The sequence below is a fragment of the Geodermatophilus sp. CPCC 205761 genome (genome assembly GCF_051383655.1).
Taxonomy (GTDB): Bacteria; Actinomycetota; Actinomycetes; order Mycobacteriales; family Geodermatophilaceae; genus Geodermatophilus.
This window is the reverse complement of sequence record NZ_JALPKQ010000033.1, coordinates 1-23,459: the sequence shown is the minus strand read 5'-3', so window position 1 is coordinate 23,459 and position 23,459 is coordinate 1. Positions and strand designations below refer to the sequence as shown.

Genomic DNA, 23,459 nt, shown 5'->3' with positions numbered 1-23,459 from the left:
GCAGCCCGATCGAACGGAGCACGGAGTGGAGATCTCCCTCGAGGGGAAGGTCGCGCTGGTCACCGGCGTCGGCCCCAACATCGGCAGCGGCCTCGCGCTCGCCCTCTCCAAGTACGGCGCGAAGGTGGCCTGCAACGACGTCGACGACGACGTGATCAAGACCGCGATCGCCCGGATCGAGCGCAACGGCGGCGAGTCGATGGCCGCCCCGGGTGACGTCACGGACGAGGCCGCGGTGCAGGGCTACGTCGACGCCGTCCTGGAGCAGTGGGGCCGCATCGACATCCTGGTCAACAACGCTGCGATGCTGGGCGGCAAGGGCGTGCTCGACGAGACCGCCGAGACCTTCGAGCGGTCGATCAAGGTCTCCGGCCTCGGCTACTTCCTCAACACCAAGATCGTCGGCCGGGCGATGGCCGAGCGCGGCATCCGCGGCTCGATCGTCTGCATCTCGTCGTCCAACGGCTGGAACGGCTCGGCCGGCGTCATCGCCTACGCGTTCAACAAGGGCGGCGTGAACAACTTCGTCCGGGCCGCGGCCATGGACCTCGCGCCCTACGGCATCCGGGTGAACAGCTACACCCCGACCGCGCCGACCATCGACAACCCCGAGCTGCTGGCCCAGCTGGCCGCCCAGGGCCGGCCGGCCGACATGCTCAACGCCGGCCGGAAGGGCGGCGGCCTCGGCGGCAACACCGGGGACGAGCCGTGGCGGCGTCCGGCCCGCTGGTCGGGCGAGCGCCCGCCGCTGGTGCCCATGGGCAGCACCGGGACGCCGACCGACATCGGGCACGCCGTCGCGTGGCTGTGCTCGGACTACGCGCGGCTGATCACCGGCACCGACCTCGTGGTCGACGGCGGCGCGCGGGCGAAGAACTTCGCCTACTTCCCGGCCGACCCCGAGGATCTCGCCGGCCCGGTCCCGCTCATCCCGCTGGACGAGACCCCGCTGCCCTGACCCGGCGCCCGGCGCGGACCGGGCATCCGGGCCGACCGTGTGCGCGGATGCGCAGTTCTGGGCGGGAAGTTGCGCATCCCCGCACACCGACGCCGAGGGGCAGCGCTTCCAGGGCGGACGACAGAGGCCGGCCCCAGCGGATACGGCGGGGCCTGCCCCTCACGGGGTCGGTCAGCTGGGGTCGTGGCGGGGGGAGGGGAGGCGCTTCTCCGGCGCGTAGATGGTGTGCGCGGTCAGGAACGGGATCGCCGCGGCCCGCACCTCGTCGATCGGCTCGTCGGGGAAGGCGGCCAGCGTGGTGTCGAACCGGTCGCGCACGCCGTCCCTGAACTCCGGGTGGGTGAGGATGAACAGGTCGTTGCGGCGGACGCCCTCGAGCACCCGCTCGCCGGCCTCGACGTAGCTCATGTAGGGCTGGGTCTTGGCCCGCTCGAGGAACTCCGCGGGCGGCGGCGTGTAGCCGCTCTCCCCGTACTGCTCGGGACGACGGGCCACCCCGCCGGCGATGTTGCTGTGCGTAGGCCCGGGGCAGTAGGCCGAGACGCCGATGCCGTCGGGGGCCAGCTCGATGGCCAGCGCCTCCGACAGCGCGATCACCGCGGCCTTCGTCATCGAGTACAGGCCCGCCACGATCGGCAGGAGGCCGGCCATCGACGAGGTGTTGACCACGTGGCCCCCCTGGCCGTGCTTCTGGATCCGCGGCACGAAGGCGTGGATCCCGTGCGCGACGCCCTTGATGTTGACGTCGATGACCCAGTCCCAGTCCGTCGGGGTGGCCTTCATGACCGGCCCGGTCAGGCCGATCCCGGCGTTGTTCACCAGGACGTCGATCCGCCCGTAGCGGCGCTCGGTCTCCTCGGCGGCGCGCTCGACGGCCTCCCGGTCGGTCACGTCCAGGACCACCGAGTCGACCTGGAGCCCGGCCGCGGCGAACTCGGCCTTCGTCTCGTCGATGTGCTCCTGCCGGCGGCCGCTGATGACGACCTGCATGCCCGCGCGGGCGAACGCCAGCCCGATGCCGCGGCCGATGCCGCTGGACCCGCCGGTGATGAAGGCGATCTTGCCGTCGACGTCCTGCATGTGTGCTCCTTCGGATGGGGAGAGAACGGGCCGGGCCCGCACCGCGGGACGGCGGTGCGGGCCCGGGAACCAGGGGGAGTGCGGCCTCGGTCAGCCGTCGAGGTGCTCGGTGTACGGCGCCGACGTGTGCTCGCGGACCACCTCGGGCGTGACGCCCGGAGCGCACTCCACCAGCCGCAGCTGCCCGTCGACGACGTGGAAGACGGCGAGGTCGGTGTAGACGCGGGTGACCACGCCCTTGCCGGTGAGCGGCATCGTGCACTCGGGCACGATCTTCGGCCGGCCCTTGCGGTCGACGTGCTCCATCGCGACCCACACCTGCGGGGTGCCGGCCACCAGGTCCATCGCGCCGCCGACAGCGGGGTTCTTCCCCGGGACGTACCAGTTCGCCAGGTCGCCGGAGGCCGAGACCTGCAGGGCGCCGAGGATGGTGGCGTCCAGGTGGCCGCCGCGGATGATCGCGAACGACAGCGCCGAGTCGGTGATCGCCGCGCCGGGGATCAGGGTGATCGGCTGCTTGCCGGCGTCGGTGAGGTCGGGGTCCTCCTCACCGGGGTCGGCGTCGCCGCCGATGCCCAGGACGCCGTTCTCGGCGTGCAGCACGATCTCCTTGCCCTCGGGCAGGAAGCGGGGGACCAGCAGCGGGATGCCGACGCCGAGGTTGACGACGTAGCCGTCGTGCAGGTCCTGGGCGAGCCGTTCCGCGATGCCCTCGCGGGTGCGGCCGGTGACCGGCGGGGCAGCGGGCATGGTGTCGGTCATCAGGAGGCCTTCCTCGTCGTCTCGGCGGCGGAGCTCGGGGAGCTGGCGGCCTTGCCGGTGGACATGACGACGTGGTCCACGAACACCCCGGGGAGGTGGACGTCGTCCGGGTGGATCGCGTCGACCTCGACGAGCTCCTCGACCTCGGCGATCGTCGTCTTCCCGCACATACCCGCCATCGGGTTGAAGTTGCGGGCCGACAGCCGGAATCGGAGGTTGCCCTTCCGGTCGGCCTTGTTGGCCTTCACGAAGCCGAAGTCGGCGACGATGCCCTCCTCGAGGACGTGCTCGCGGCCGTGGATGAGGCGGGTCTCCTTGGCCGGCACGTGCTCGGCGACGCCGCCGCCGTCGGGGGAGTAGCGCAGGGTGAACGACCCGTCGGAGAGCATCGTGCCGGCGCCGGACGGCGTGAAGAAGGCGGGGATGCCCGCGCCACCGGCCCGCATCCGCTCGGCCAGCGTGCCCTGCGGGATCAGCTCCAGCTCCACCTTGCCGGCGAAGTACTCGTCGTAGAACTCCTGCAGGATCGGGAAGGACGCCGTCACCCGGCGCAGGCGGCCCTCGTGCAGCAGCCGGCCGACGCCGGTGAAGTCGTGGCCCACGTTGTTGACGTAGACGTGCAGGTCGCGGCGGTCGAGCTCGCACAGCGCGTCGATGAGGCCGTCGGGCCGGCCGGAGCTGCCGAAGCCGCCGACGGCGATGGAGGCACCCGAGGGCACGGCGTCCACCACGGACAGGAGATCCTCGCGGAACTTGTCGATCACGGGCGGTCCTTCACGGGGGGAGGGGTCCTTCCACAGGGCGGGCGGGCTCGCGGGCCGGTCGGTGGCGCCCCGGAGGAGCCGGCGGCGCAGGGTCCGGACCGGTACGACCGGGACACGGTCGACGTCGGTCGAGCGGGGAGAGTCCAGCAGCCGGACCGCCCGGGCAGAACCGCATCTTCCACGGGCCGGAAAGGAGACCCAGGGCACAGGGCGGCCGCCGGCCCTCGGGCGGGATCGCTGGCCGCGTGGTCTTCCGTGATGGGGAAGACCTGTGGTCCGCGCCACCCTGGGGGCGCAGGGTGGGATCCGGCCGGGGAGCGCGCTCGTGCAGCGCACGGACGGCCCACCAGGCCGCCGCCGTCGACGAGCACCCCACAGCGGCCGACGTCCAGAACTGGGAAGGAGCCCATATGAGCATGACCACGCGCGCCGCGGTCTGCCGCGAGCCGGGTCGGCCGTGGGAGATCACCGAGCTCGAGCTCGACGACCCGAAGGCCAACGAGGTCCGCATCAAGTTCATGGCGGCCGGGATGTGCCACTCGGACGACCACATCCAGAAGGGCGACGCGATGATGCGTTTCCCGGTGGTCGGCGGGCACGAGGGCGCCGGGATCGTCGACGCCGTCGGCGAGGGCGTCACCCGGGTGAAGGTCGGCGACCACGTGGTCTGCTCCTTCATCCCCGCCTGCGGCAAGTGCCGCTACTGCTCGACGGGCCGGCAGAACCTGTGCGACGAGGGCAAGAACGCCTCGACCGGCGTGTTCCCCGACGGCACCTTCCGCTTCCACGAGAACGGTGAGGACTTCGGCGGGCTGTGCGTGCTGGGCACCTTCTCCCAGTACGCCGTCGTCAGCGAGTACTCGGTCATCGAGATCCCCGAGGACATCCCGTTCGAGATCGCCGCGCTCGTCGGCTGCGGCGTCCCCACCGGGTGGGGCAGCGCGGTGCACCTCGCCGGCGTCAAGGCCGGTGACACGGTGGTCATCTACGGCTCCGGCGGGGTCGGCGCCAACGCCGTCCAGGGCGCCGCGCTGGCCGGTGCCGAGCGCGTCGTCGTCGTCGACCCGGTCGAGTTCAAGCGCGAGATGGCCACCGTCTTCGGGGCCACCCACACCTTCGCCTCGGCGAAGGAGGCGCACGACTTCGTCGTCGAGGCGACCTGGGGCGAGCTGGCCGACCACGCCATCATCACCGTCGGCGTCCTCCACGACGAGGTCATCGCCGACGCCCTGCAGGTCGTCGGCAAGACCGGCCAGGTCTCCGTGACCGCCGTCGGCAACGGCTGGGTGAACGAGCACCCGGGCGTGTTCATCGGGTACCAGCGGCGGATCCAGGGCGGCATCTTCGGCGGGTGCAACCCGCTGCACGACGTCCCGCGCCTGCTCAGCCTGTACCGCTCCGGGAAGCTCAAGCTCGACGAGCTGGTCACCCGGACCTACAAGCTCGAGGACGTCAACCAGGGCTACCAGGACATGCTCGACGGCAAGAACATCCGCGGCGTCATCATCCACGAGCACTGAGGACAGCAGCCATGACCATCGCCCCTCCGGCGCCCACGGCCGGGTCGTCCCTGATCATCGACAATGCCCAGCTCATCGGCGGTGACTGGGTCCCTGCGGCCGGCGGCGAGACGATCGACGTCATCAACCCGGCGACCGGCGACGTCCTCGCCCGCGTGCCGCGCGGCACCGCCGCCGACGTCGAGGCCGCCGTGCAGGCCGCCGAGGCCGCCTTCCCGGCCTGGCGGGACACCAACGCCACCGCGCGCGCCGCCCTGCTGTTCCGCTGGGCCGCGCTGATCGACGAGAACATCGCCGAGCTGGACTCCCTGGAGTCCCAGGAGGTCGGCCGCCCGCACTGGGGTCCGCCGCCCATGTCCGGCCAGCTGCGCTTCACGGCCGGCCAGGCCGACAAGGTGCAGGGCCTCTCGCTGCCGACCTACACCCCCGACGCCCTCGGGCTGACCCTCCGCGAGCCCTACGGCGTCGTCGGAGCGATCATCCCGTGGAACGCGCCCGGCCCGATGTTCGTCACCGACGTCGGCCCGGCGATCGCCGCGGGCAACACCATCGTGATCAAGCCGGCCGAGGACGCCCCGCTCACCGGGCTGGCCCTGGCCAAGCTCGCGCTCGAGGCGGGCATCCCGCCGGGCGTGGTCAACGTCGTCACCGGCTACGGGCACGAGGCCGGCGCGGCGATCCCGGCCCACCCGCGGATCCGGCGGATCAGCTTCACCGGCTCGCCGCAGACCGGTGAGCTGATCATGGCCGCCTGTGCGAAGAACCTCACCCCGCTGCACCTGGAGCTGGGCGGCAAGTCGCCGCAGGTCATCCTCGCCGACGCCGACCTGGACGCCGCGATCCCGGCGATCGCCCGCGGCATCACGCTCAACACCGGCCAGATCTGCGCGGCCGGCTCGCGGGTCGTGGTCGCGCGCTCCATCCAGTCCGAGGTCGTCCAGCGCCTGGCCGAGCACATGTCGCAGGTCAAGGTCGGCCCCTGGTACGAGCAGGTCAACATGGGCCCGCTCATCAACGCCAAGCAGCACGAGCGGGTGCTCAAGTACATGGAGCTCGGCCAGGAGGAGGGCGCCGACCTCGTCCTCGGCGGCGGGCGCCCGTCCGGCGACAAGTACGAGCGCGGCTTCTTCGTCGAGCCCACCCTGTTCGACAACGTCGACCCGGCCATGCGCATCCACCAGGAGGAGATCTTCGGTCCCGTCCTGGGCGTCACCCCGGTGGACGACGACGAGCAGGCGCTCGCGGTCGCCAACGGCACCGAGTACGGCCTGGTCGCCTCCGTCTGGACCCGCGACGTGGGCAAGGCCGTCAAGTTCGCCCGCGGGCTGCAGGCCGGCCAGGTCGCGGTCAACGCCGCCCTGGGCGCCGGGGTCATCGGCGGCCCGTTCGGCGGCTACAAGCGCAGCGGCTTCGGCCGGTCGATGGGCGCCGACGCCGTGCTCGACTACACGCAGGTCAAGACCGTGTCCCTCCGTGGCACCGGGAACTGAGAGGGATCGCATGAGCAGCATCACGACGCGCGCGGCCATCGCGCGGGCGGCACACCGCGGCTGGGAACTCGTCGACCTCCAGCTCGACGACCCCAAGGAGCACGAGGTCCGGGTCAAGTTCGTCGCCTCGGGGCTGTGCCACTCCGACGACCACATCACCCAGGGTGACGCTCCGGTGCGCATGCCCGTGGTGGGCGGTCACGAGGGTGCCGGCATCGTCGAGTCGGTGGGCGCGAACGTCACCCGGGTCAAGCCGGGTGACCGGATCGTCTGTTCCTACATCCCGGCGTGCGGCGCCTGCCGGCCCTGCTCGACCGGGCACCAGAACATGTGCGTCAAGGGCCTCAACGCCGGCACCGGCATGTTCCTCGACGGCACCTTCCGGTTCCACCTCGGCGACGAGGACCTCGGCGGCTTCTGCACCGTGGGGTCGTTCTCGCAGTACGCGGTGATCTCGGAGTGGGCGGCCATCCCGCTCGCCGACGACATCCCCTGGGAGGTCGCCTGCCTCGTCGGCTGCGGCGTCCCGACCGGGTGGGGCTCGGCGGTCTACGCCGCCGGCGTCCGCGCGGGGGACACCGTGGTGGTCTTCGGCTCCGGCGGCGTCGGCAGCAACGCCGTCCAGGGCGCCAAGTACGCCGGCGCCAAGAACGTCGTCGTCGTCGACCCGGTCGAGTACAAGCGTGAGATGGCCACCTCGGTCTTCGGTGCCACGCACGCCTTCGCCTCGGCGAAGGAGGCGCACGACTTCGTCGTCGAGACGACGTGGGGCCAGCTCGCCGACCACGCGATCCTCACCCCGGGTGTGGTGACCGAGGAGATGGTCAACGCCGCGCTGCAGATGACCGGCAAGGGCGGCAAGGTCACCATCACCGGCGTCGGGAAGCTGACCGAGAAGGCCGCGCACTTCCACGCCGGCGCGCTCATCGGCTACCAGCGGCAGGTCCGCGGCGCCCTGTTCGGCGACTGCAACCCGCTCTACGACGTGCCGCGGCTCCTGGGCCTGTACCGGGCCGGCCAGCTCAAGCTCGACGAGCTGGTCACCCGCACGTACAAGCTGGAGGAGGTCAACGAGGCCTACCAGGACCTCACCGACGGCAAGAACATCCGCGGCGTCATCCTGCACGAGCAGTAGGAGGACGACACCGCGGCCGCCGGTCCCCCCGAGGGGGCCGGCGGCCGCGGTGCTGTGCGTGGCCGGTCGTGACCACGGCGTGCCGCCGCCGACCTCGTGGTACGGCGCGAGGCCGGCGACGGCGAGGTGAGGACGGCGCTCAGCGCAGCGCCGTGGCCCCCGGCGTCCGGGAGGCGCGGACGGCGCCGCTGGCCTCGGGCTTGGCCGAGGGGGCACCGAGGGCCCGGGAGATGCCGCGGGCGGTCGCGGCCAGGGCCGGCACGAGCGCGTGGCTCTGCACGGTGCCGCGCTGCACGGTGACGCCGAGGGCGGCGACCACCTCGTCGCGCTGACCGCGCACCGGCACGGCGACGGCCAGGGCGTCGGGCGTCAGCTGGTTCTCGGCGATCGCCACGCCGGTGCGGCGGACGTCGGCCAGCACCCGCCGCAGCACCGCGACGTCGGTGATCGTGTCGGGGGTGAAGCGCTTGAGCGGGCCCCTGAGCAGCTGGTCCTGCGCCTCGCGCTCGGTGAAGGCGAGCAGAACCTGTCCGGTGCCGGTGGCGTGCAGCGGCCACCGGCCGCCGATCCGGCTCATCAGCTTGACCGCGCCGCGGGCGCGCAGCGCCTCGACGTAGACCCCGTCGGAGCCGTCGCGGACGGCGAGGTGCACGTTGGCGCGGGTGGCCTGGTGCAGGTCGTCGAGGTAGGGGAGGGCCAGCTCGCGCAGCTGCAGGCCGTGCGGGGCGAGTGCGCCGAGCTCCAGCAGCCGCAGCCCGATGGCGTACCGGCCGTCCGGCCCGCGCTCGAGGCCGCCCCACTGCCGCAGCTCGCCGACCAGCCGGTGCGTGGTGGTCAGCGTGAGCCCCGAGCGGCGGCTGATCTCGCTGAGCGTCAACGCCGGGTGTGCCGGCCCGAAGGCGGAGAGGACGGCGAGCACGCGGCCCGCGGCCGTGGCCTGCCCCCCGCCGGGGAGCCGCCCGGACGCGCGCTCCGTGGGGGCTGCCGTCACCGTCGTTGCTCCCATCAACGCCCTTTCTCCGGAAGTGGTTGGCACATGCACCCAGCAGGTGGGCGGGGTCACTGTGCGTGCCCGCCACGGTGGAGTCAAGCACGTCACCCGAGCGCGTTCCGGTGCGCCCGGCTTCCACCGGGGGGAAGGCCCGTCGCCCGGCCGGTGTGGTCCCGCACACGATTGGGCGGCAAGGACGGCGGCAGCCACCTCGCCGCCCACCGCGGGGTTGCCGGGCGCCGTCCGCCAGCCGTGATCTGCGTGCCGGCCGGGTCCCCGGGGCCCGGCCGACGGCCCACATCCCGCCGAGACGATCCAAGAGGCCAGCGTGAACCCGTTCCCGACCTGCCCGACCCGACTCCCGGGTGGAGGCGCGTGATGGCCACCCTCGCCGACATCCTCGACCCCACCGGCCAGACCACCCCCCGCATCGGCAGTTCCGCGCTCGCGCCCCGCCGTGCCGACCTGTCCGGCGTCCGGCTGGGCCTGCTCGAGAACACCAAGCACAACGCCGCGCTGCTGCTCGACGAGCTGGCCGGGCTGCTGCAGCGCGAGCACGGGGCCTCGGCCGAGGTGCTGCGCCGCACCAAGACCGCCTTCGCCCTGCCGCTGCCCGAGGAGACCCTCGGCGAGCTGGTCCGCGAGTGCGACGTCGTCCTCACCGGGGTCGGCGACTGCGGCTCCTGCAGCGCCTCGGCCGTGGCCGACGGCATCGCGCTGGAGCGCGCCGGCGTGCCCGCGGCGGTCATCTGCTCCGACGCCTTCACCGCCACCGCCAGCGGCATGGCCGAGGTGCAGGGCGCCCCCGACTACCGGTACCTGACCACCGCGCACCCGGTGGCGATCCTCGACGCCGACGCGGTCCGTGAGCGGGCCCGGCAGCTGCTCCCGCAGGTGGTCGCCACCGTGACCGCCGCCGCGGCGCAGCAGAAGGCTGCCTCGTGACCGTCGCGGAGACGCCGGTCGTCGTCCCGGACGCCGACCCCGAGGCCGCCCAGGCGGCCATCGAGCACTGCTACGCCCAGGGCTGGTCCGACGGCCTGCCGCTGGTCCCGGCGACCCGCTCGCTGGTCGACCGCTTCCTCGCCACCGTCGACCGGCAGCCCGACGAGGTGATCGGCGCGCTGGAGCACCTCAAGCGCACCGTCACCGTCGAGCTGGCCGCCATCAACGCGGCCATGGCCGGCTGCCGGCCCGAGTACTTCCCCGTCGTCCTCGCCGCCTGGGAGGCCGTGCAGCGCGACCGGTCGGCCACCGGCGGCGGCTGGCAGAGCACCAGCGGCCCCTCGCCGCTGCTGGTGGTGAACGGCCCGGTGCGCCAGGAGCTCGGCTTCAACGCCGCCGGCGGCGTGTTCGGCCCCGGGTTCCGCCCCAACACGACCGTCGCCCGCAGCATCGGGCTGATGGTCCGCAACGCCCTCGGCGTCGTCCCGCACGGCTTCGAGCAGGCCACCCAGGGCCTGCCCGGCCGCTGGCAGGTCTGCATCGCGGAGAACGAGGAGGAGAGCCCCTGGGAGCCGCTCTCGGTCGAGGGCGGCGTGCCCGCCGGCACCTCCGCGGTCTCCGGGATGCTCACCCGCACCGTCGAGTACGTCGACAACCGGCACACCGCCGACCCCGAGCAGCTGCTGGCCGACTTCGCGGACACGATCTCCCGCAGCGGCGCGGCGATCTTCCGCCACCACCCGGCCGGGATCGTCTTCTGCCCGGAGCACGCGCAGCTGCTGGCCGGCGCCGGGATGAGCAAGGCCGACGTCCGAGCGTGGCTGGTGGAGCGCTCCGGGCGCACCAAGGCCGACCTGGCCCGCGTCGGCAAGGACGGCGTCGGCGACAACGGCGTCCGCTTCGCCGACGGGGGCACCGACCCCGCCGCGTTCGACCCGCTGTTCGGCGCATCCGGCCCCGAGGTGCTGCCGATCGTCGTCGCGGGCGCGCGCAACGCCGGCATCTCCATGGTCGTGCGCGTCTTCTCCGGCTGGTCGGCCAGTTCGGTGCCGGTCGCCGGCCGCACCACCCCCACGAACCAGGCAGGAGCCGCGCAGTGACCGAGTTCAGCGAGTTGCTCAGCGATCCCTTCGGCGGCGCCGGGGACCCGTGGATGGCCGGCCGGACCGCCCTGGTCACCGGCGGCGGCCAGCAGAGCCAGAACGAGCCCGGCGTCGGCTACGCCATCAGCCGGGTGTTCGCCGCGCACGGCGCGCGGGTGGCCGTCCTCGACCGGGACGAGACCGCCGCGCTGCGGACCGTCGAGGCGATCGAGGCCGACGGCGGCACGGCCATCGCCGTCGTCGCCGACCTGCTCGACGACGACGCCTGCCGACGGGCCGTCCAGGAGGTCGTCGAGCGGTTCGGCGGCTTCGACACGCTGGTCAACAACGTGGCGGTCGGGGACCGGGCGGGCATCTTCGAGGTGACCCCCGAGCGGTTCCACCAGCTGATGGACCTCAACCTCACCACCGCCTGGCAGATGACCCGGCACGCCGTTGAGGTGATGGGCGCGGGCTCCGCGATCGTCAACATCAGCTCCGTCGGCGTCCGGGCCCGCGGGCCGGGCATGGTCTACAACCTGGCCAAGGCCGGCCTGGAGAACATGACCGTCGGTGCGGCCAACACCCTCGGCGACCGCGGCATCCGGGTGAACTGCGTGCAGGTCGGTGCCATCTGGGGCGCGTTCGCCGCGGCGAACATGTCGCAGGAGATGCGTGCGATCCGCAAGGGCTGGTCGGCGCTGGGCACGGAGGGCAGCCCGTGGGACATCGCCCAGTCGGTGCTGTTCCTCTCCAGCGACCGCGCGCGCTGGATCTCCGGCCAGGTCCTGTCGGTCGACGGCGGCCCGAGCAGCCCCAAGCCGCCGAAGCCGGCCCCGATCACCGAGGTCGCCACCCCCGAGGGCGCCCCGGCGGTGCACGCGTGACGGCGCAGCCGGTCGCGCTGGTCACCGGCTGCGGCAAGCCGGACGGCATGGGCCAGGCGATCGCCCGCCGGCTCGCCGCGCAGGGGACGGCGGTCGTCGTCACCGACCTGCAGGCGACCGGGGTACCCAACCGGCAGCAGGAGGACCGCGGCACCGGCTGGGGCGGGGTCGACGCGCTGGTCGCCGACATCACCGCCGGCGGCGGGACGGCGGCGGCCGCGCTGGGCGACGTCGCGGTCGAGGCCGACGCCGAGCGCATGGTCGCCGAGGCGGTCGAGCGCTTCGGCCGCCTCGACGTCCTGGTGAACAACGCCGCCGCGCCGCAGGGGCCGGACCGCGCCGACGTCGCCGACATCCCGGTCGAGGTCTTCGACCGGGTAGTGGCGGTCAACCTGCGCGGGCCGTGGCTCATGTGCCGGGCGGCGGTGCCGGTCATGCGCCAGCAGCGCTCGGGCCGGATCGTCAACATCTCCTCGATGGCCGGCCTCACCGCCGCACCGTTCTCCGGGCCGTACTCGGCGTCGAAGGCCGGCGTCATCGGGCTCACCCGGGCCCTGGCCATGGACCTGGGCCCGTGGGGCATCACGGTCAACGCGCTGTGCCCGGGTCTGGTCGGCACCAGCCGGGCGTTCCTCAGCTCCGGTCCCGACGTCGACGAGGCGGCCCTGCTGGCCTCCCGCGGCCGTGCCATCCCGGTCGGCCGGGTCGGCCTGCCCGACGACATCGCCGCCGCGGTGGCCTTCCTCGCCTCGCTCGAGGCCGGCTACATCACCGCGCAGGCCATCCCGATCGACGGTGGCGGCATGAGCCCGTTCCCGCTGCGACACCCGGAGCCGCTCGCCGCCGAGGCGACGGCCTGACCGCACGCCGGTAGCGACCCGGCAGCCTGCCCCGGACCGTCGGTGGTCCGGGGCAGGCTGCGCGCATGCCGTACACGCCGCCCGACCTCTCCGGCACCGTGGCCCTGGTCGCCGGGGCCACCCGCGGCGCCGGGCGGGGCATCGCCGTCGCCCTCGGCGCGGCCGGCGCCACGGTCTGGTGCACCGGCCGCAGCACGGCCGGCCGGCGCTCGGAGTACGACCGGCCCGAGACCGTCGAGGAGACCGCGGAGCTGGTCACCGCGGCCGGCGGGCGCGGGATCCCGGTCGTGTGCGACCACCTCGACCCGGGGCAGGTCGCCGCGCTGGTGGCCCGCGTCGACGCCGACTCCGGCCGGCTCGACGTGCTGGTCAACGACATCTGGGGCGGCGAGACGCTCTACGAGGAGGGCGTTCCGATCTGGGCGTCCGACCTCGACCGCGGCCTGCGGCTGGTCCGCCTCGGCCTGGAGACCCACCTGGTCACCAGCGCGCACGCGCTGCGGCTGCTCACCCGCCGCCCCGGCGGGCTGGTCGTCGAGATGACCGACGGCACCGACGCGTACAACGCCACCCACGTCCGGCTCTCGGTCTTCTACGACCTGGTCAAGGTCGCCGTCACCCGGCTGGCGTTCTCCCAGGCCGCGGAGCTGCGCCCGGTGGGCGGCACCGCGGTGGCCCTCACCCCGGGCTGGCTGCGCTCGGAGATGATGCTCGAGCTCTTCGGCGTGACCGAGGCGAACTGGCGGGACGGGACGGCGGTCGACCCGCACTTCTGCATCTCCGAGAGCCCCCTGTTCGTCGGCCGGGCGGTCGCCGCCCTCGCCGCCGACCCGGACCGGGCCCGCTGGTCGGGGCGGAGCACCTCCAGCGGCGAGCTGGCTCGCGTCTACGGCTTCCCCGACGTCGACGGCACGCAGCCCGACGCCTGGCGCTACGTCGTCGAGGTGCAGGACGCCGGACGCCCGGCCGGTGACGAGGGCTACCGCTGACCCGCGACTTCTCACACACCGTGATCGACCGACTCGGCAGCGCGAGGACACGGTTGCCCCGCGCAGATCGTGCGTGCGCTCTGAGTTACGAGGCACCAGCATCTCACCCGAGCGAGCCGCCGGGCCCAGCGGCTGGCTGCGCTGCGGGACCGGTCCCCGACGGGGGGACGGCCCGGGTCCGCACCTGCTGCGGGCGCCCTCGCCGCACCCCCGTGGATCCGTCCGAGGGCTCACTGACCACAGGTGACTGATCCGACATCGGGGCCCCGTTCCGACACATGGGCGCCGTTCGGCACCTGCGCGCCTGCGACCGACGACGCCGTCGGTCCACCCGTCCGGCCCGGACCGCTCCTCCGGTCGCCTCCGTCGACGGCACCTCCTCGGGCCGGACACCCCGCGCACCTCCCTCACCGATGTCCTGAAGGGGGAACGTCGTGTCCGACCTGCTGTCCGTGGTCGCCCGCGACTGGCACCTGCTGCTGCCGTTCGGCGTCGTGGGTGTCCTGTCGTGGTCCATCTGGTTCATCCGCAAGGTCCTGTCGGCGCGGTACCGCTCGACGATCAACGACTTCCGGACGACGACGTCGGTCGTCGTGCCGTCCTTCCGCGAGGACCCCGACGTTCTCGACCGGTGCCTCGACAGCTGGCTGGCCCAGCGCCCCACGGAGGTGATCGTCGTCCTCGATGTGGGGGACACCGAGGCGTTCACACGGCTGACCGCGCGGGAGGACGCGCGGCTGACGGTGATCTCCTTCGCCCACCAGGGCAAGCGCTCAGCCCTCGGGGTCGGCATCCGGGCCGCGACCGGCGAGGTGCTCGTGCTGTGCGACTCCGACACCAGCTGGCTGCCAGGGGTGCTGAGTTCGGTGCAGATGCCCTTCGCCGACCCGACGGTCGGTGCGGTCGGCACCCGGCAGAACGTCTACCAGCCGACGTCGAGCCTGTGGCGTCGGGTCGCCGACTGGATCATCAACCTGCGGTACCTGGACTACGTGCCGGCGACCGCTCGTGCCGGTGCCGTGGTCTGCGTCTCCGGCCGCACCGCGGCCTACCGGCGCAGTGCCGTCCTGCCGGTGCTCGAGCACCTGGAGCACGAGTTCTTCCTGGGTCGCCGCTGCATCGCCGGCGACGACGGGCGGCTCACCTGGCTGGTGCTGGCCAGCGGGTACAAGACGGTGCACCAGGCCAGCGCACGGGCGGTGTCGATGTTCCCGAGCACCTTCCGCGCCTTCTGCAAGCAGCGCGTCCGCTGGAGCCGGAACTCCTACCGCTGTTACCTGACCGCTGCGTGGAACGGCTGGCTGTGGCGGGTGCCACTGGTCAGCCAGGTCACCGTGCTGCAGATCCTGCTCACCCCGGTGACGATGTTCGCCGCCGTCTACTACGTCGTCGCGGCTGGTGCGTCCGGACGCGGGTGGCAGGCGCTGTCCCTTGCTCTCGCCTGGGTCGTCCTCGGGCGGGCCATCCGCAGCACGAGCCACCTGCGGCGCCGGCCGTCGGACGTGCTGATCCTGCCCCTGGTGGCCGTCGTCATCGCGCTGGTGGCGCTGCCCATCAAGACCTACGCGCTGTTCACCATGAACAAGCAGGGCTGGCTCACCCGCCGGAGCGACCTCACCGGCGGCGAGGCCCAGGACGAGGCCAGCCTGTCGCCGGCGACCGCGCCGGCGGCCACTCCCGCCCCGGTGACCGGGTGACCGGGCCCCGCCGGCGACGGGTCACCGGCCGCCGCCTGCTGGTCGCGTTCGTGGTGACCGCGGCCGCGCTCGGGGTCTCCGCCCTCGTCGGGCCGCGGTCGGACCGCGCGGTGCAGGCCGCAGGGCCCCCGGGCGCGGCGGTCGCCCTCATCAGGGCGCTGACGGGCGTGGGTGCCGACCGGCAGAGCACCCTGCTCGTCGAGGAGGACCAGCGCCTGCTCACCCTCGTCTCGACCATCCGCCCGGGGTCGGGGCCCTACACCGTCGTGGTGGGTGGCGTCGACACCCTCGTCCTGACGGCGGCCGGACTCGCGTACGGCCTGGCCGACCTCGAGACCCTGGGAGCGGCCCAGGTGCAGCCGGACGGCGCGGTGCTGCTCATCCGGAACGTGTTCGTGGCGCCCGGTGCCCGGCTGGTCGTCGACGCGCCGGGGACGTCCCTGCGCCTGCGCAGCGAGGCCACCGGGTTCGCCTCCCTCGTGGCGTGGAAGGCCGATCTCGAGCTCTCCGGGGCGGAGGGGCAGCGGCTGCGGGTGGCAAGCTGGGACCCGGGCCGCGGCGGACCGGACGAGACGGTCGGCGACGGGCGGGCCTACATCCGCACCGCGGGCGGCGAGATGACCTTCCGGCAGACCGACGTCTCGAACCTCGGCTTCTGGGCGGGCCGGACGAGCGGGGTGGCCTGGACCGGGAGCTCCACGAGTGTCGCCACCGGCTCGGTGACCGACTCCTCGTTCCGGGCCAACCACTACGGCGCCTTCGCCTCCCAGGGCGAGGGGCTCGAGATCTCGGGGACAACCTTCGCGGACAACACGGTGGACGGCCTGTCCCTGCACCGGAGCACCGAGCAGACGACGGTCCGGTCGTCGGTCGCCCACGACAACGGCCGGCACGGCTTCTCCGCCGACCGGGGGTCGGAGTCGGTGCGCTACACCGACGTCACCGCCGTGCGGAACGGCAGGTACGGCATGTACTTCTGCGGCAGCCCACTGGCCGAGGGGGTGTCGGCCGGTGGCGCCTCGTGGCGGACCTACGGGGACGTGGTCATCACCGGCGGGCGGCTCCAGGGCAACGGCCGAGCCGGGGTGCGCGTCGTCGACGGGGACTCGGTCGCCATCCGCGGTACCCGGGTGTTCGACAACCGCGACGGCATCCTGATCGAGGGGACCTCGGCACCGACCACCGTCGAGGACACGGTCGTCTCCGGGGACCACCGCTTCGGCATCTCGGTGCAGCGCGGCGCGGCGACCGTCTCCGGCAACGAGGTCACGGGCGGCGAGACGGCCATCCGGGTGGAGGACGCGACCTCGGACGTCGTCGGGAACACCGTCGCAGGGGCCTCCGACCACGGCATCTCCGTCGTCGGCACGGTGCGTGACTCGTCGGTGCAGGGCAACACCGTCGCCGGCCAGGGGCCCAGCGGCCTGGACACCTTCCGGCTCTCGGGCTCCTCCTCCGTGCACGTCTCCGGCAACGACGTCGAGGGCTGGGAGCGGGACCGGGACAACTGGGACTACTGGGCCGGCTTCGTCCCCGACCACCCCACGCTCGTCCTCTGGGTCCTGGTGCTGGGCCTCCCGCTGGCGCTCGCCCTGCGGGCGCGGCGTCGCCCGCTGACCCCGGGCACGGCGCCCTACCCGGACCCGGTGCTCCGGGAGCGGCCGCCGGTGCTGCGCGTGGACGTCGGCCGCGCCACCCCCTCGTCCGGGGCGTCGGCATGACCCGGGTCGCCTCCCGGCGCCCCGCGCGCCGGCGGATCGGGTGCTCCGCCGTCCTCCTGTGGCTGCTCGCGGCCGCCGCCTGCACCTCACCCTCCGACGACGGCCCGGACGCGAGCGGGTCGTCGTCCGCGCCGGCCTCGTCCGCGACCCCCTCACCGCCGGACCGGCCCCCGGGCGTTCCGCCGCCGGCCGCCGGCACGCCACCGGCGGAGTGCACCGGGAGCGAGGTGGTCGACGTCACCGACGCCGCCGGCCTGCAGCGGGCGCTGGACGACGCCCGGCCCGGCCAGGTGATCCGGCTGGCCGACGGCCGGTACGCGGGCAACTTCCTCGCCACCGCCCAGGCCGCGCCGGGTGCGCCGATCCGGTTGTGCGGAGGCCGGGGCGCGGTGCTCGACGGGGGTGAGGTCGACGGCGACTACACGCTGCACCTGAGCGGGGCCACGCACTGGCACGTCAGCGGGCTGACCGTCACCGGCGGGCAGAAGGGGGTGATGGTCGACGCCGGGTCCGGCATCCGCCTCGAGGGTCTGCTCGTCACCTCGATGGGCGACGAGGCGATCCACCTGCGCACGCACAGCAGCGACAACGTCGTCGCCGGGAACACCGTCCGCGACACCGGGCTGCGCAAGCCCAGCTTCGGCGAGGGGATCTACGTGGGCAGCGCGGAGAGCAACTGGTGCCAGCTGACCGACTGCCAGCCCGACCGCAGCGACCGGAACCTGATCGAGGGCAACGACGTGGCCGGGACGACGGCGGAGTCGGTCGACGTCAAGGAGGGGACCAGCGACGGCGTGCTGCGCGGCAACACCTTCGACGGCGCCACGATGGTGGAGGCCGACTCCTGGGTGGACGTGAAGGGCAACGGCTGGGTGGTCGAGGGGAACGTCGGGACGTCCTCGCCGGAGGACGGCTTCCAGGTGCACGAGGTGGTCGACGGCTGGGGGCGCGACGTCGTGTTCGCGGGGAACCGGGTGGGCCGGGTCGCCGGCTACGGCATCAACGTCGCCGGACCGCGGGAGCTCCGCGCCAGCGTGACGGTGACGTGCGACAACCAGGCGGACGCAGTGGGAGGCCTGAGCAACGTGGAGTGCAGCCGGCGGTGAGGTCGTCGACCGGCGGCGACCGACCGGGAGCCGGCCGACGAGCGTGGTCAGGAGTGTCGGATCCGCGGCTCACTAGCCTGTGACGCGTGCCGAAGCTGCAGCTGCTCCCCGCCGTCGACGTCGCCGACGGCCAGGCCGTCCGTCTCGTGCAGGGGGAGGCCGGCAGCGAGACCTCCTACGGGGACCCCCTCGAGGCGGCGATGACCTGGCAGCGGGACGGCGCGGAGTGGGTGCACCTCGTCGATCTCGACGCCGCCTTCGGCCGGGGCAGCAACCGGGAGCTGCTGGCCCGCGTCGTCGGCGAGCTCGACGTCGACGTGGAGCTCTCCGGCGGCATCCGGGACGACGAGTCGCTGGCCGCGGCGCTGGCCACCGGCTGCCGGCGGGTCAACCTGGGCACCGCGGCGCTGGAGTCGCCCGAGTGGTGCGCCCGCGCGATCGCCGAGTACGGCGACCGCATCGCCGTCGGGCTCGACGTGCGCGGCACCCGGCTGGCCGCCCGCGGCTGGACCCGCGAGGGCGGGGAGCTCTACGAGACCCTGGCCCGGCTCGACGCCGAGGGCTGCGCCCGCTACGTGGTCACCGACATCACCAAGGACGGCACGCTGCGCGGCCCCAACCTCGACCTGCTCCGCGAGGTCTGCGCGGCCACCCCGCGGCCGGTGGTCGCCTCCGGCGGCGTGAGCTCGCTGGAGGACATCCGCGCGCTCGCCGGGTTGACTCCCGTCGGGGTGGAGGGCGCCATCGTGGGCAAGGCTCTGTACGCCGGCGCCTTCACCCTGCCCGAGGCGCTGCGGGTGACCGGGGAGATGGCGTCGTGAGGGTGGTGCGGCTGGGCTCGGACACCCCCTGGGAGGCGGTGGTCGGGTACAGCCGGGTCGTGGTGCACGGCGACATGGCGTGGGTGAGCGGGACGACCGCCACCGTGGACGGCGCGGTCGTGCACCCCGGCGACGCGGCCGGGCAGACCCGCCAGGCGCTGGCCAACCTCGCCACCGCGCTGGAACGGGCCGGCTTCACCATGGCCGACGTGGTCCGCACCCGGATGTTCGTCACCGACATCTCCCGCTGGGAGGAGGTCGGCCGGGCGCACGGCGAGGTGTTCCGCGACATCCGGCCGGCCACCTCGATGGTGCAGGTCGCCGCGCTGATCGACCCGCAGATGCTGGTCGAGATCGAGGCCGACGCGGTGCGGCGGGTGCCGGCATGAGCCTGGCCGTGCGGGTGATCCCGTGCCTGGACGTCGACGCCGGCCGGGTGGTCAAGGGCGTCAACTTCGTCGACCTGCGCGACGCCGGCGACCCGGTGGAGATGGCCCGCGTCTACGACGCCGAGGGCGCCGACGAGCTCACCTTCCTCGACATCACGGCCAGCTCCGGCGACCGGGAGACCACCTACGACGTCGTCCGCCGGACCGCGGAGAGCGTGTTCATCCCGCTCACCGTCGGCGGCGGCGTCCGCAGCGTCGACGACGTCGACCGGCTGCTGCGGGCCGGCGCGGACAAGGTCGCGGTGAACACCGCCGCCGTCGCCCGGCCGGAGCTGATCAGCGAGATCACCGAGCGGTTCGGCAACCAGGTGCTGGTGCTGTCCCTCGACGCCCGGCGCTGCCGCGACGGCGCGGTCACCGACTCCGGCTTCGAGATCACCACGCACGGCGGGCGGCGCGGCACCGGCCGGGACGCCGTCGAGTGGGTGGTGCAGGCCGCCGGGCTCGGGGTCGGGGAGGTGCTGCTCAACTCCATGGACGCCGACGGCACCCAGGCCGGGTTCGACCTGGAGCTGATCCGGGCGGTGCGCCGGGAGGTCACCGTCCCGGTCATCGCCAGCGGGGGAGCGGGCGAGCCCGGGCACTTCCCGCCCGCGGTCGAGGCCGGGGCCGACGCAGTCCTGGCCGCGAGCGTCTTCCACTTCGGCAAGCTGCGGATCGGGGAGGTCAAGGCCGCGCTGGCCGGCGCCGGAGTCCCCGTCCGCCACGAGGCCGACCACCCGACCACCTGAGCGCGGACGGGCGTCGACCGGATCGCGCAGCCGTGGGACGCTGCTCGGTGTTCCCGCGACCGGGGAGGCGCCGTGTGCCGCTGGCTGGGCTACGTCGGGGATCCCATCGCGCCCCGGGAGCTGCTGTACGACCCGGAACGGTCGCTGATCGAGCAGAGCCGGCGGCACGCCCCGGACATGCCGTTGCCGAACGGTGACGGGTCCGGGCTGGGCTGGTACGGGCGCCGGGAGACGCCGGCCCTGTTCCGGACCACCGCCCCCGCCTGGGGTGACGAGAACCTCCTCGAGCTGGCCAGCGAGATCACCTCGCGGCTGTTCCTCGCGCACGTGCGGGCCGGGACCGGAGCGCCGGTGCAGCAGAGCAACTGTCACCCCTTCCGGTTCCGGAACTGGCTGTTCGTGCACAACGGGTACATCAACGAGCACCCCCGGCTGCGGCGGGAGCTGCTGCTGGCCGTCCGGCCGGACCTCTTCGGCAACATCGGCGGGACGACGGACTCGGAGCTGATGTTCCACCTGGCGCTGACCTACGGGTTGGAGGAGGACCCGGTGGCCGGACTGGAGGCCATGGCCGGCTTCGTGGAGGAGGTCGCCGAGGCGGCGGGTGTCCCGGAGCCCCTGCAGATGACGGTCGGCCTGACCGACGGCGACCGGTTGTACGCGGCCCGGTACGCCAGCGGCCCGGTGGTGAACTCCCTGTTCGTCAGCGAGGACGTGGAGTCGCTGCGCCTGCTGTACCCGGCCGTCGAGCGTTTCGCCCACTTCCCCGACCGGGCCCGGGCCGTCGTCTCCGAACCCCTGGTGGACCTGCCCGGCGTGTGGCGGGAGGTGCCCGTCGGCACGGCGCTCGTCGTGGGCGAGACGGTGCGCGAGCTCCCGTTCCGCCCGCGCGTGCCGGTGGGGGCCTGACCTCCGGGCCGGGTGAGCTGCGCTGCCGTCAGGGGCCGGTGACCCGCGCGACGTCCGTGCGGCCGCTGGCCCAGAGCAGCAGCTCCATCGGCTCGCCGGCCACCGTGGTCCGCCCCTCGCCCGCCCGGTGCTCGGCGCCGGTGTCGGTGCGCCGGAGCACCACCCCGCCGGGCGGCCGGCCGGCGAAGTAGCGCACCGCCCGCCACAGCTGGTCCTGGTCGGCCCGGGCCAGCTCCCGCGGTGCCCACCCCGGCTGCGCCCGGCGGGCGTCCTCGTGGTGGATGGCGAACTCGGCGGTGTTGACCGCGTCGCCGACCACCGGCCAGCCCATCGGCACCCAGACCGGCGGGCCCGACCGCACCCGTGCCACCACCTCCGGGTAGGGCGTCGTGGCCCGCAGCCGGTCCTCGAGCCGGTGCGACCACGCCGTCAGCGGGCGGGCGACGCCGAGCCGCTCCACCCCGAAACCCGCGAGCGCGTCGGGCCGGCGGTCGCGGACGACGAGGTGCGCGGCGAGGTGGGCGGTCGTCCAGCCCGCGCAGCAGGTGGGCGCGTCGGGTCCGAGCCGGTCGAGCAGGTCGGCGAGCCCGGCGCGCTCACGCTCCGCCAGCGACCGGGAAGAGGCAGTCACCGCCCGGGGTTACCGACCAGGCGGGTCCGGGAAACCGGAGGCAGCCGTTAGCCGACCTAAGTACGCTCGCGGTACCGCCCCGCACGGAACAGAAGGAGAGCTGTGCCCCGCCGCCGAGATGCCGTGGTCCGGCGAGGGATGCGCCACGTCGGTCGCGCGGTCGCCGAGCAGCCCGGCATGTTCGCCCTGGCCTTCCTCGCCAGCAGTCTCTACGGCGGGATGACGGTGGCCAGCGCGTACGTCATCGGCGAGATCGCCGACCGCGTCGTCCTGCCGGCGTTCCGGGACGGCGCCACCACCGCCGCCGCGCTGACCCTGGCGGCCGCGGCGGTCCTCGGCGTGGCCGTGCTCAAGATCCTCGGCATCCTGGGCCGGCGGCTGTTCGCCGGGATCATGAGCTACCGGCTGCAGGCCGATTACCGGCGGCGGGTCACCGGCCAGTACCTGCGGCTGCCGCTGTCGTGGCACCAGCGGCACCCGACCGGGCAGCTGCTGAGCAACGCGAACTCCGACGTCGAGGCGTCCTGGTACTTCGTCGCCCCGCTGCCCTTCGCCTGCGGCGCGGTCGTGATGATCGGCATCACCGTCGCCGCCCTCGTGGCCACCGACCCGTGGCTGGCGCTGGTCGGCCTGGTCGTCTTCCCGCTGGTCTTCGTGGTCAACGCCGTCTACTCACAGGTCATGAGCCCGCGGATGCGGCGGGCGCAGCAGCTGCGCGCCGAGGTCAGCGAGATCGCCCACGAGTCCTTCGACGCCGCGCTGGTGGTGAAGACCCTCGGCCGGGAGGACGTCGAGACGGCGCGGTTCACCGCCCGCGCCGAGGAGCTGCGCGACGGGCTGGTCGCCGTCGGCCGGGTGCGCGGGGTGTTCGACCCGCTCATGGAGGCGCTGCCCAGCCTCGGCACGCTGGCCGTGCTGCTCATCGGCGCCGGCCGGGTGGCCGACGGCGCCGCCGACGCCGGCGACCTGGTCTCCATCGCCTACCTGTTCACCCTGCTCGCGCTGCCGATCCGCGCGATCGGCTGGGTGCTGGCCGACCTGCCCCGCGCCCTGGCCGGTTTCGACCGGGTCACCCCCGTCCTCGACGCCACCGGGGAGACGCCGCACGGCACCGCCGTCGCCCGCGGCGGGACCAGCGGGGCCGGGCTGGCGCTGCGGGACGTGGAGTTCGGCTTCGACCCGGCCGTCCGGCCGACGCTGTCGGGGGTCACCTTCGACGTCGCCGCCGGCAGCACCGTCGCCGTCGTCGGGCCGACCGGGTCGGGCAAGTCGACCCTGGCCGGCCTGCTCGTCCGCCTGGTCGACCCCGGCAGCGGGGAGGTCCTGCTCGACGGCGTGGACGTGCGCGCGCTGCGGGAGGGCGAGGTGAGCGGGCAGGCGGCGTTCGTCCCGCAGGGGACGTTCCTGTTCGACGACACCGTCCGGGGCAACGTGACCCTCGGCGCCGAGTTCTCCGACGACGAGGTCACGGCCGCGCTGCGGGTCGCCGCCGCCGACGACTTCGTCGCCCGGCTGCCCGACGGCCTCGACACCCGCGTGGGGGAGCGGGGCGCGACCCTGTCCGGCGGCCAGCGGCAGCGCCTCGCGCTGGCCCGCGCGGTGGTCCGCCGCCCGCGGCTGCTGGTGCTGGACGACGCCACCAGCGCCGTCGACCCCACCGTCGAGGCGCGCATCCTCGACGCGCTCCGCGACGCCGAGAGGCCCTCCACCGTCGTCGTGGTGGCCTATCGGCAGGCGACGATCGCGCTGGCCGACGAGGTGGTCTGGCTGGAGGGCGGCCGGGTGACCGCGCGCGGCACGCACGAGGAGCTGCTCGCCCGGGTGCCCGGCTACGCGGCGCTGGTGCACGCGTACGCGCAGAGCGAGGTGGCGGCGTGAGCGGACAGGGGCGTGAGCATCGCAGCGAGGAACGAGCGAGGAGCGGAGCGCCC

General features: G+C 73.9%; 22 protein-coding genes. 17 read left to right on the top strand and 5 right to left on the bottom strand.

Annotated features, from left to right (window positions below; all coding sequences use genetic code 11):
• The first annotated feature begins 25 nt into the window (after positions 1–25).
• Entirely contained in the window at positions 26–958 is a 933-nt protein-coding gene (locus MY526_RS18625) for an SDR family NAD(P)-dependent oxidoreductase (protein ID WP_436704783.1), read from the top strand.
• A 171-nt stretch (positions 959–1,129) separates the two neighbouring features.
• Here the strand turns inward: MY526_RS18625 and MY526_RS18620 are convergent, their stop codons facing one another.
• From MY526_RS18620 to MY526_RS18610, 3 genes are all read right to left on the bottom strand, one after another.
• The gene (locus tag MY526_RS18620) at positions 1,130–2,038 is read right to left on the bottom strand and encodes an SDR family NAD(P)-dependent oxidoreductase (RefSeq protein ID WP_436691525.1); all 909 of its coding nucleotides are present in this window, start codon (positions 2,036–2,038) and stop codon (positions 1,130–1,132) included.
• 90 nt (positions 2,039–2,128) lie between these two features.
• A complete protein-coding gene (locus MY526_RS18615) occupies positions 2,129–2,800 on the bottom strand; it encodes a 3-oxoacid CoA-transferase subunit B (RefSeq protein ID WP_436691526.1) in 672 nt (223 codons plus the stop codon).
• A complete protein-coding gene (locus MY526_RS18610; RefSeq protein ID WP_436691527.1) occupies positions 2,800–3,564 on the bottom strand; it encodes a CoA transferase subunit A in 765 nt (254 codons plus the stop codon). Before MY526_RS18610 ends, MY526_RS18615 begins: the two co-directional genes overlap by 1 nt.
• Before the next feature lie 410 nt (positions 3,565–3,974).
• Here MY526_RS18610 and MY526_RS18605 point away from each other — a divergent pair, with 410 nt between their 5' ends.
• The 3 genes from MY526_RS18605 to MY526_RS18595 are packed head-to-tail and all read left to right on the top strand — an operon-like array spanning position 3,975 to position 7,709.
• Entirely contained in the window at positions 3,975–5,084 is a 1,110-nt protein-coding gene (locus tag MY526_RS18605; RefSeq protein ID WP_436691528.1) for an NDMA-dependent alcohol dehydrogenase, read from the top strand.
• Between the two features lie 11 nt (positions 5,085–5,095).
• Positions 5,096–6,574: an aldehyde dehydrogenase family protein gene (locus tag MY526_RS18600; protein WP_436691529.1), complete on the top strand. Its 1,479-nt coding sequence runs from the start codon at positions 5,096–5,098 to the stop codon at positions 6,572–6,574.
• Between the two features lie 10 nt (positions 6,575–6,584).
• A complete protein-coding gene (locus MY526_RS18595; protein WP_436704782.1) occupies positions 6,585–7,709 on the top strand; it encodes an NDMA-dependent alcohol dehydrogenase in 1,125 nt (374 codons plus the stop codon).
• Positions 7,710–7,848: 139 nt separating this feature from the next.
• Here the strand turns inward: MY526_RS18595 and MY526_RS18590 are convergent, their stop codons facing one another.
• On the bottom strand, positions 7,849–8,700 hold the full coding sequence (locus MY526_RS18590) for an IclR family transcriptional regulator (RefSeq protein ID WP_436704781.1): 852 nt from the start codon (positions 8,698–8,700) through the stop codon (positions 7,849–7,851).
• 378 nt (positions 8,701–9,078) lie between these two features.
• Between MY526_RS18590 and MY526_RS18585 the strand changes: the two genes are divergently transcribed.
• The 12 genes from MY526_RS18585 to MY526_RS18530 all read left to right on the top strand — a co-directional run bounded on the left by MY526_RS18585 (position 9,079) and on the right by MY526_RS18530 (position 20,897).
• A complete protein-coding gene (locus MY526_RS18585) occupies positions 9,079–9,645 on the top strand; it encodes a UGSC family (seleno)protein (RefSeq protein ID WP_436691532.1) in 567 nt (188 codons plus the stop codon).
• Positions 9,642–10,745 carry a hypothetical protein gene (locus MY526_RS18580; protein WP_436691533.1) on the top strand — a complete coding sequence of 368 codons (1,104 nt, stop codon included), beginning with the start codon at positions 9,642–9,644 and terminating at the stop codon, positions 10,743–10,745. Before MY526_RS18585 ends, MY526_RS18580 begins: the two co-directional genes overlap by 4 nt.
• Positions 10,742–11,614, top strand: coding sequence for an SDR family NAD(P)-dependent oxidoreductase (locus MY526_RS18575; RefSeq protein WP_436691534.1), 873 nt, complete (start codon positions 10,742–10,744; stop codon positions 11,612–11,614). Before MY526_RS18580 ends, MY526_RS18575 begins: the two co-directional genes overlap by 4 nt.
• Positions 11,611–12,474: an SDR family NAD(P)-dependent oxidoreductase gene (locus tag MY526_RS18570; protein ID WP_436691535.1), complete on the top strand. Its 864-nt coding sequence runs from the start codon at positions 11,611–11,613 to the stop codon at positions 12,472–12,474. The genes MY526_RS18575 and MY526_RS18570 overlap by 4 nt, the downstream gene beginning before the upstream one ends.
• Before the next feature lie 65 nt (positions 12,475–12,539).
• The gene (locus MY526_RS18565) at positions 12,540–13,463 is read left to right on the top strand and encodes an SDR family oxidoreductase (RefSeq protein ID WP_436691536.1); all 924 of its coding nucleotides are present in this window, start codon (positions 12,540–12,542) and stop codon (positions 13,461–13,463) included.
• 434 nt (positions 13,464–13,897) lie between these two features.
• Positions 13,898–15,160, top strand: coding sequence for a glycosyltransferase (locus MY526_RS18560; protein WP_436704780.1), 1,263 nt, complete (start codon positions 13,898–13,900; stop codon positions 15,158–15,160).
• Positions 15,157–16,881, top strand: a complete 1,725-nt coding sequence (locus MY526_RS18555; protein ID WP_436691538.1) for a right-handed parallel beta-helix repeat-containing protein — start codon at positions 15,157–15,159, stop codon at positions 16,879–16,881. Before MY526_RS18560 ends, MY526_RS18555 begins: the two co-directional genes overlap by 4 nt.
• Positions 16,878–17,987 (top strand): hypothetical protein, encoded by a 1,110-nt coding sequence (locus MY526_RS18550; RefSeq protein ID WP_436704779.1) that lies wholly within the window; start codon positions 16,878–16,880, stop codon positions 17,985–17,987. The genes MY526_RS18555 and MY526_RS18550 overlap by 4 nt, the downstream gene beginning before the upstream one ends.
• An 86-nt stretch (positions 17,988–18,073) precedes the next feature.
• Positions 18,074–18,808 (top strand): bifunctional 1-(5-phosphoribosyl)-5-((5-phosphoribosylamino)methylideneamino)imidazole-4-carboxamide isomerase/phosphoribosylanthranilate isomerase PriA, encoded by a 735-nt coding sequence (priA, locus tag MY526_RS18545; RefSeq protein ID WP_436691540.1) that lies wholly within the window; start codon positions 18,074–18,076, stop codon positions 18,806–18,808.
• Positions 18,805–19,197 (top strand): RidA family protein, encoded by a 393-nt coding sequence (locus MY526_RS18540; RefSeq protein WP_436691541.1) that lies wholly within the window; start codon positions 18,805–18,807, stop codon positions 19,195–19,197. Before priA ends, MY526_RS18540 begins: the two co-directional genes overlap by 4 nt.
• Positions 19,194–19,988, top strand: a complete 795-nt coding sequence (gene hisF / locus MY526_RS18535) for an imidazole glycerol phosphate synthase subunit HisF (RefSeq protein WP_436691542.1) — start codon at positions 19,194–19,196, stop codon at positions 19,986–19,988. Before MY526_RS18540 ends, hisF begins: the two co-directional genes overlap by 4 nt.
• 72 nt (positions 19,989–20,060) lie before the next feature.
• Positions 20,061–20,897 carry a class II glutamine amidotransferase gene (locus tag MY526_RS18530; RefSeq protein WP_436691543.1) on the top strand — a complete coding sequence of 279 codons (837 nt, stop codon included), beginning with the start codon at positions 20,061–20,063 and terminating at the stop codon, positions 20,895–20,897.
• 28 nt (positions 20,898–20,925) lie between these two features.
• On the opposite strand, the gene MY526_RS18525 is transcribed toward MY526_RS18530, so the two are convergent.
• Positions 20,926–21,528, bottom strand: coding sequence for a TIGR03085 family metal-binding protein (locus tag MY526_RS18525; protein ID WP_436704778.1), 603 nt, complete (start codon positions 21,526–21,528; stop codon positions 20,926–20,928).
• Positions 21,529–21,666: 138 nt separating this feature from the next.
• Between MY526_RS18525 and MY526_RS18520 the strand changes: the two genes are divergently transcribed.
• On the top strand, positions 21,667–23,406 hold the full coding sequence (locus tag MY526_RS18520) for an ABC transporter ATP-binding protein (protein WP_436704777.1): 1,740 nt from the start codon (positions 21,667–21,669) through the stop codon (positions 23,404–23,406).
• Positions 23,407–23,459 lie beyond the last annotated feature (53 nt).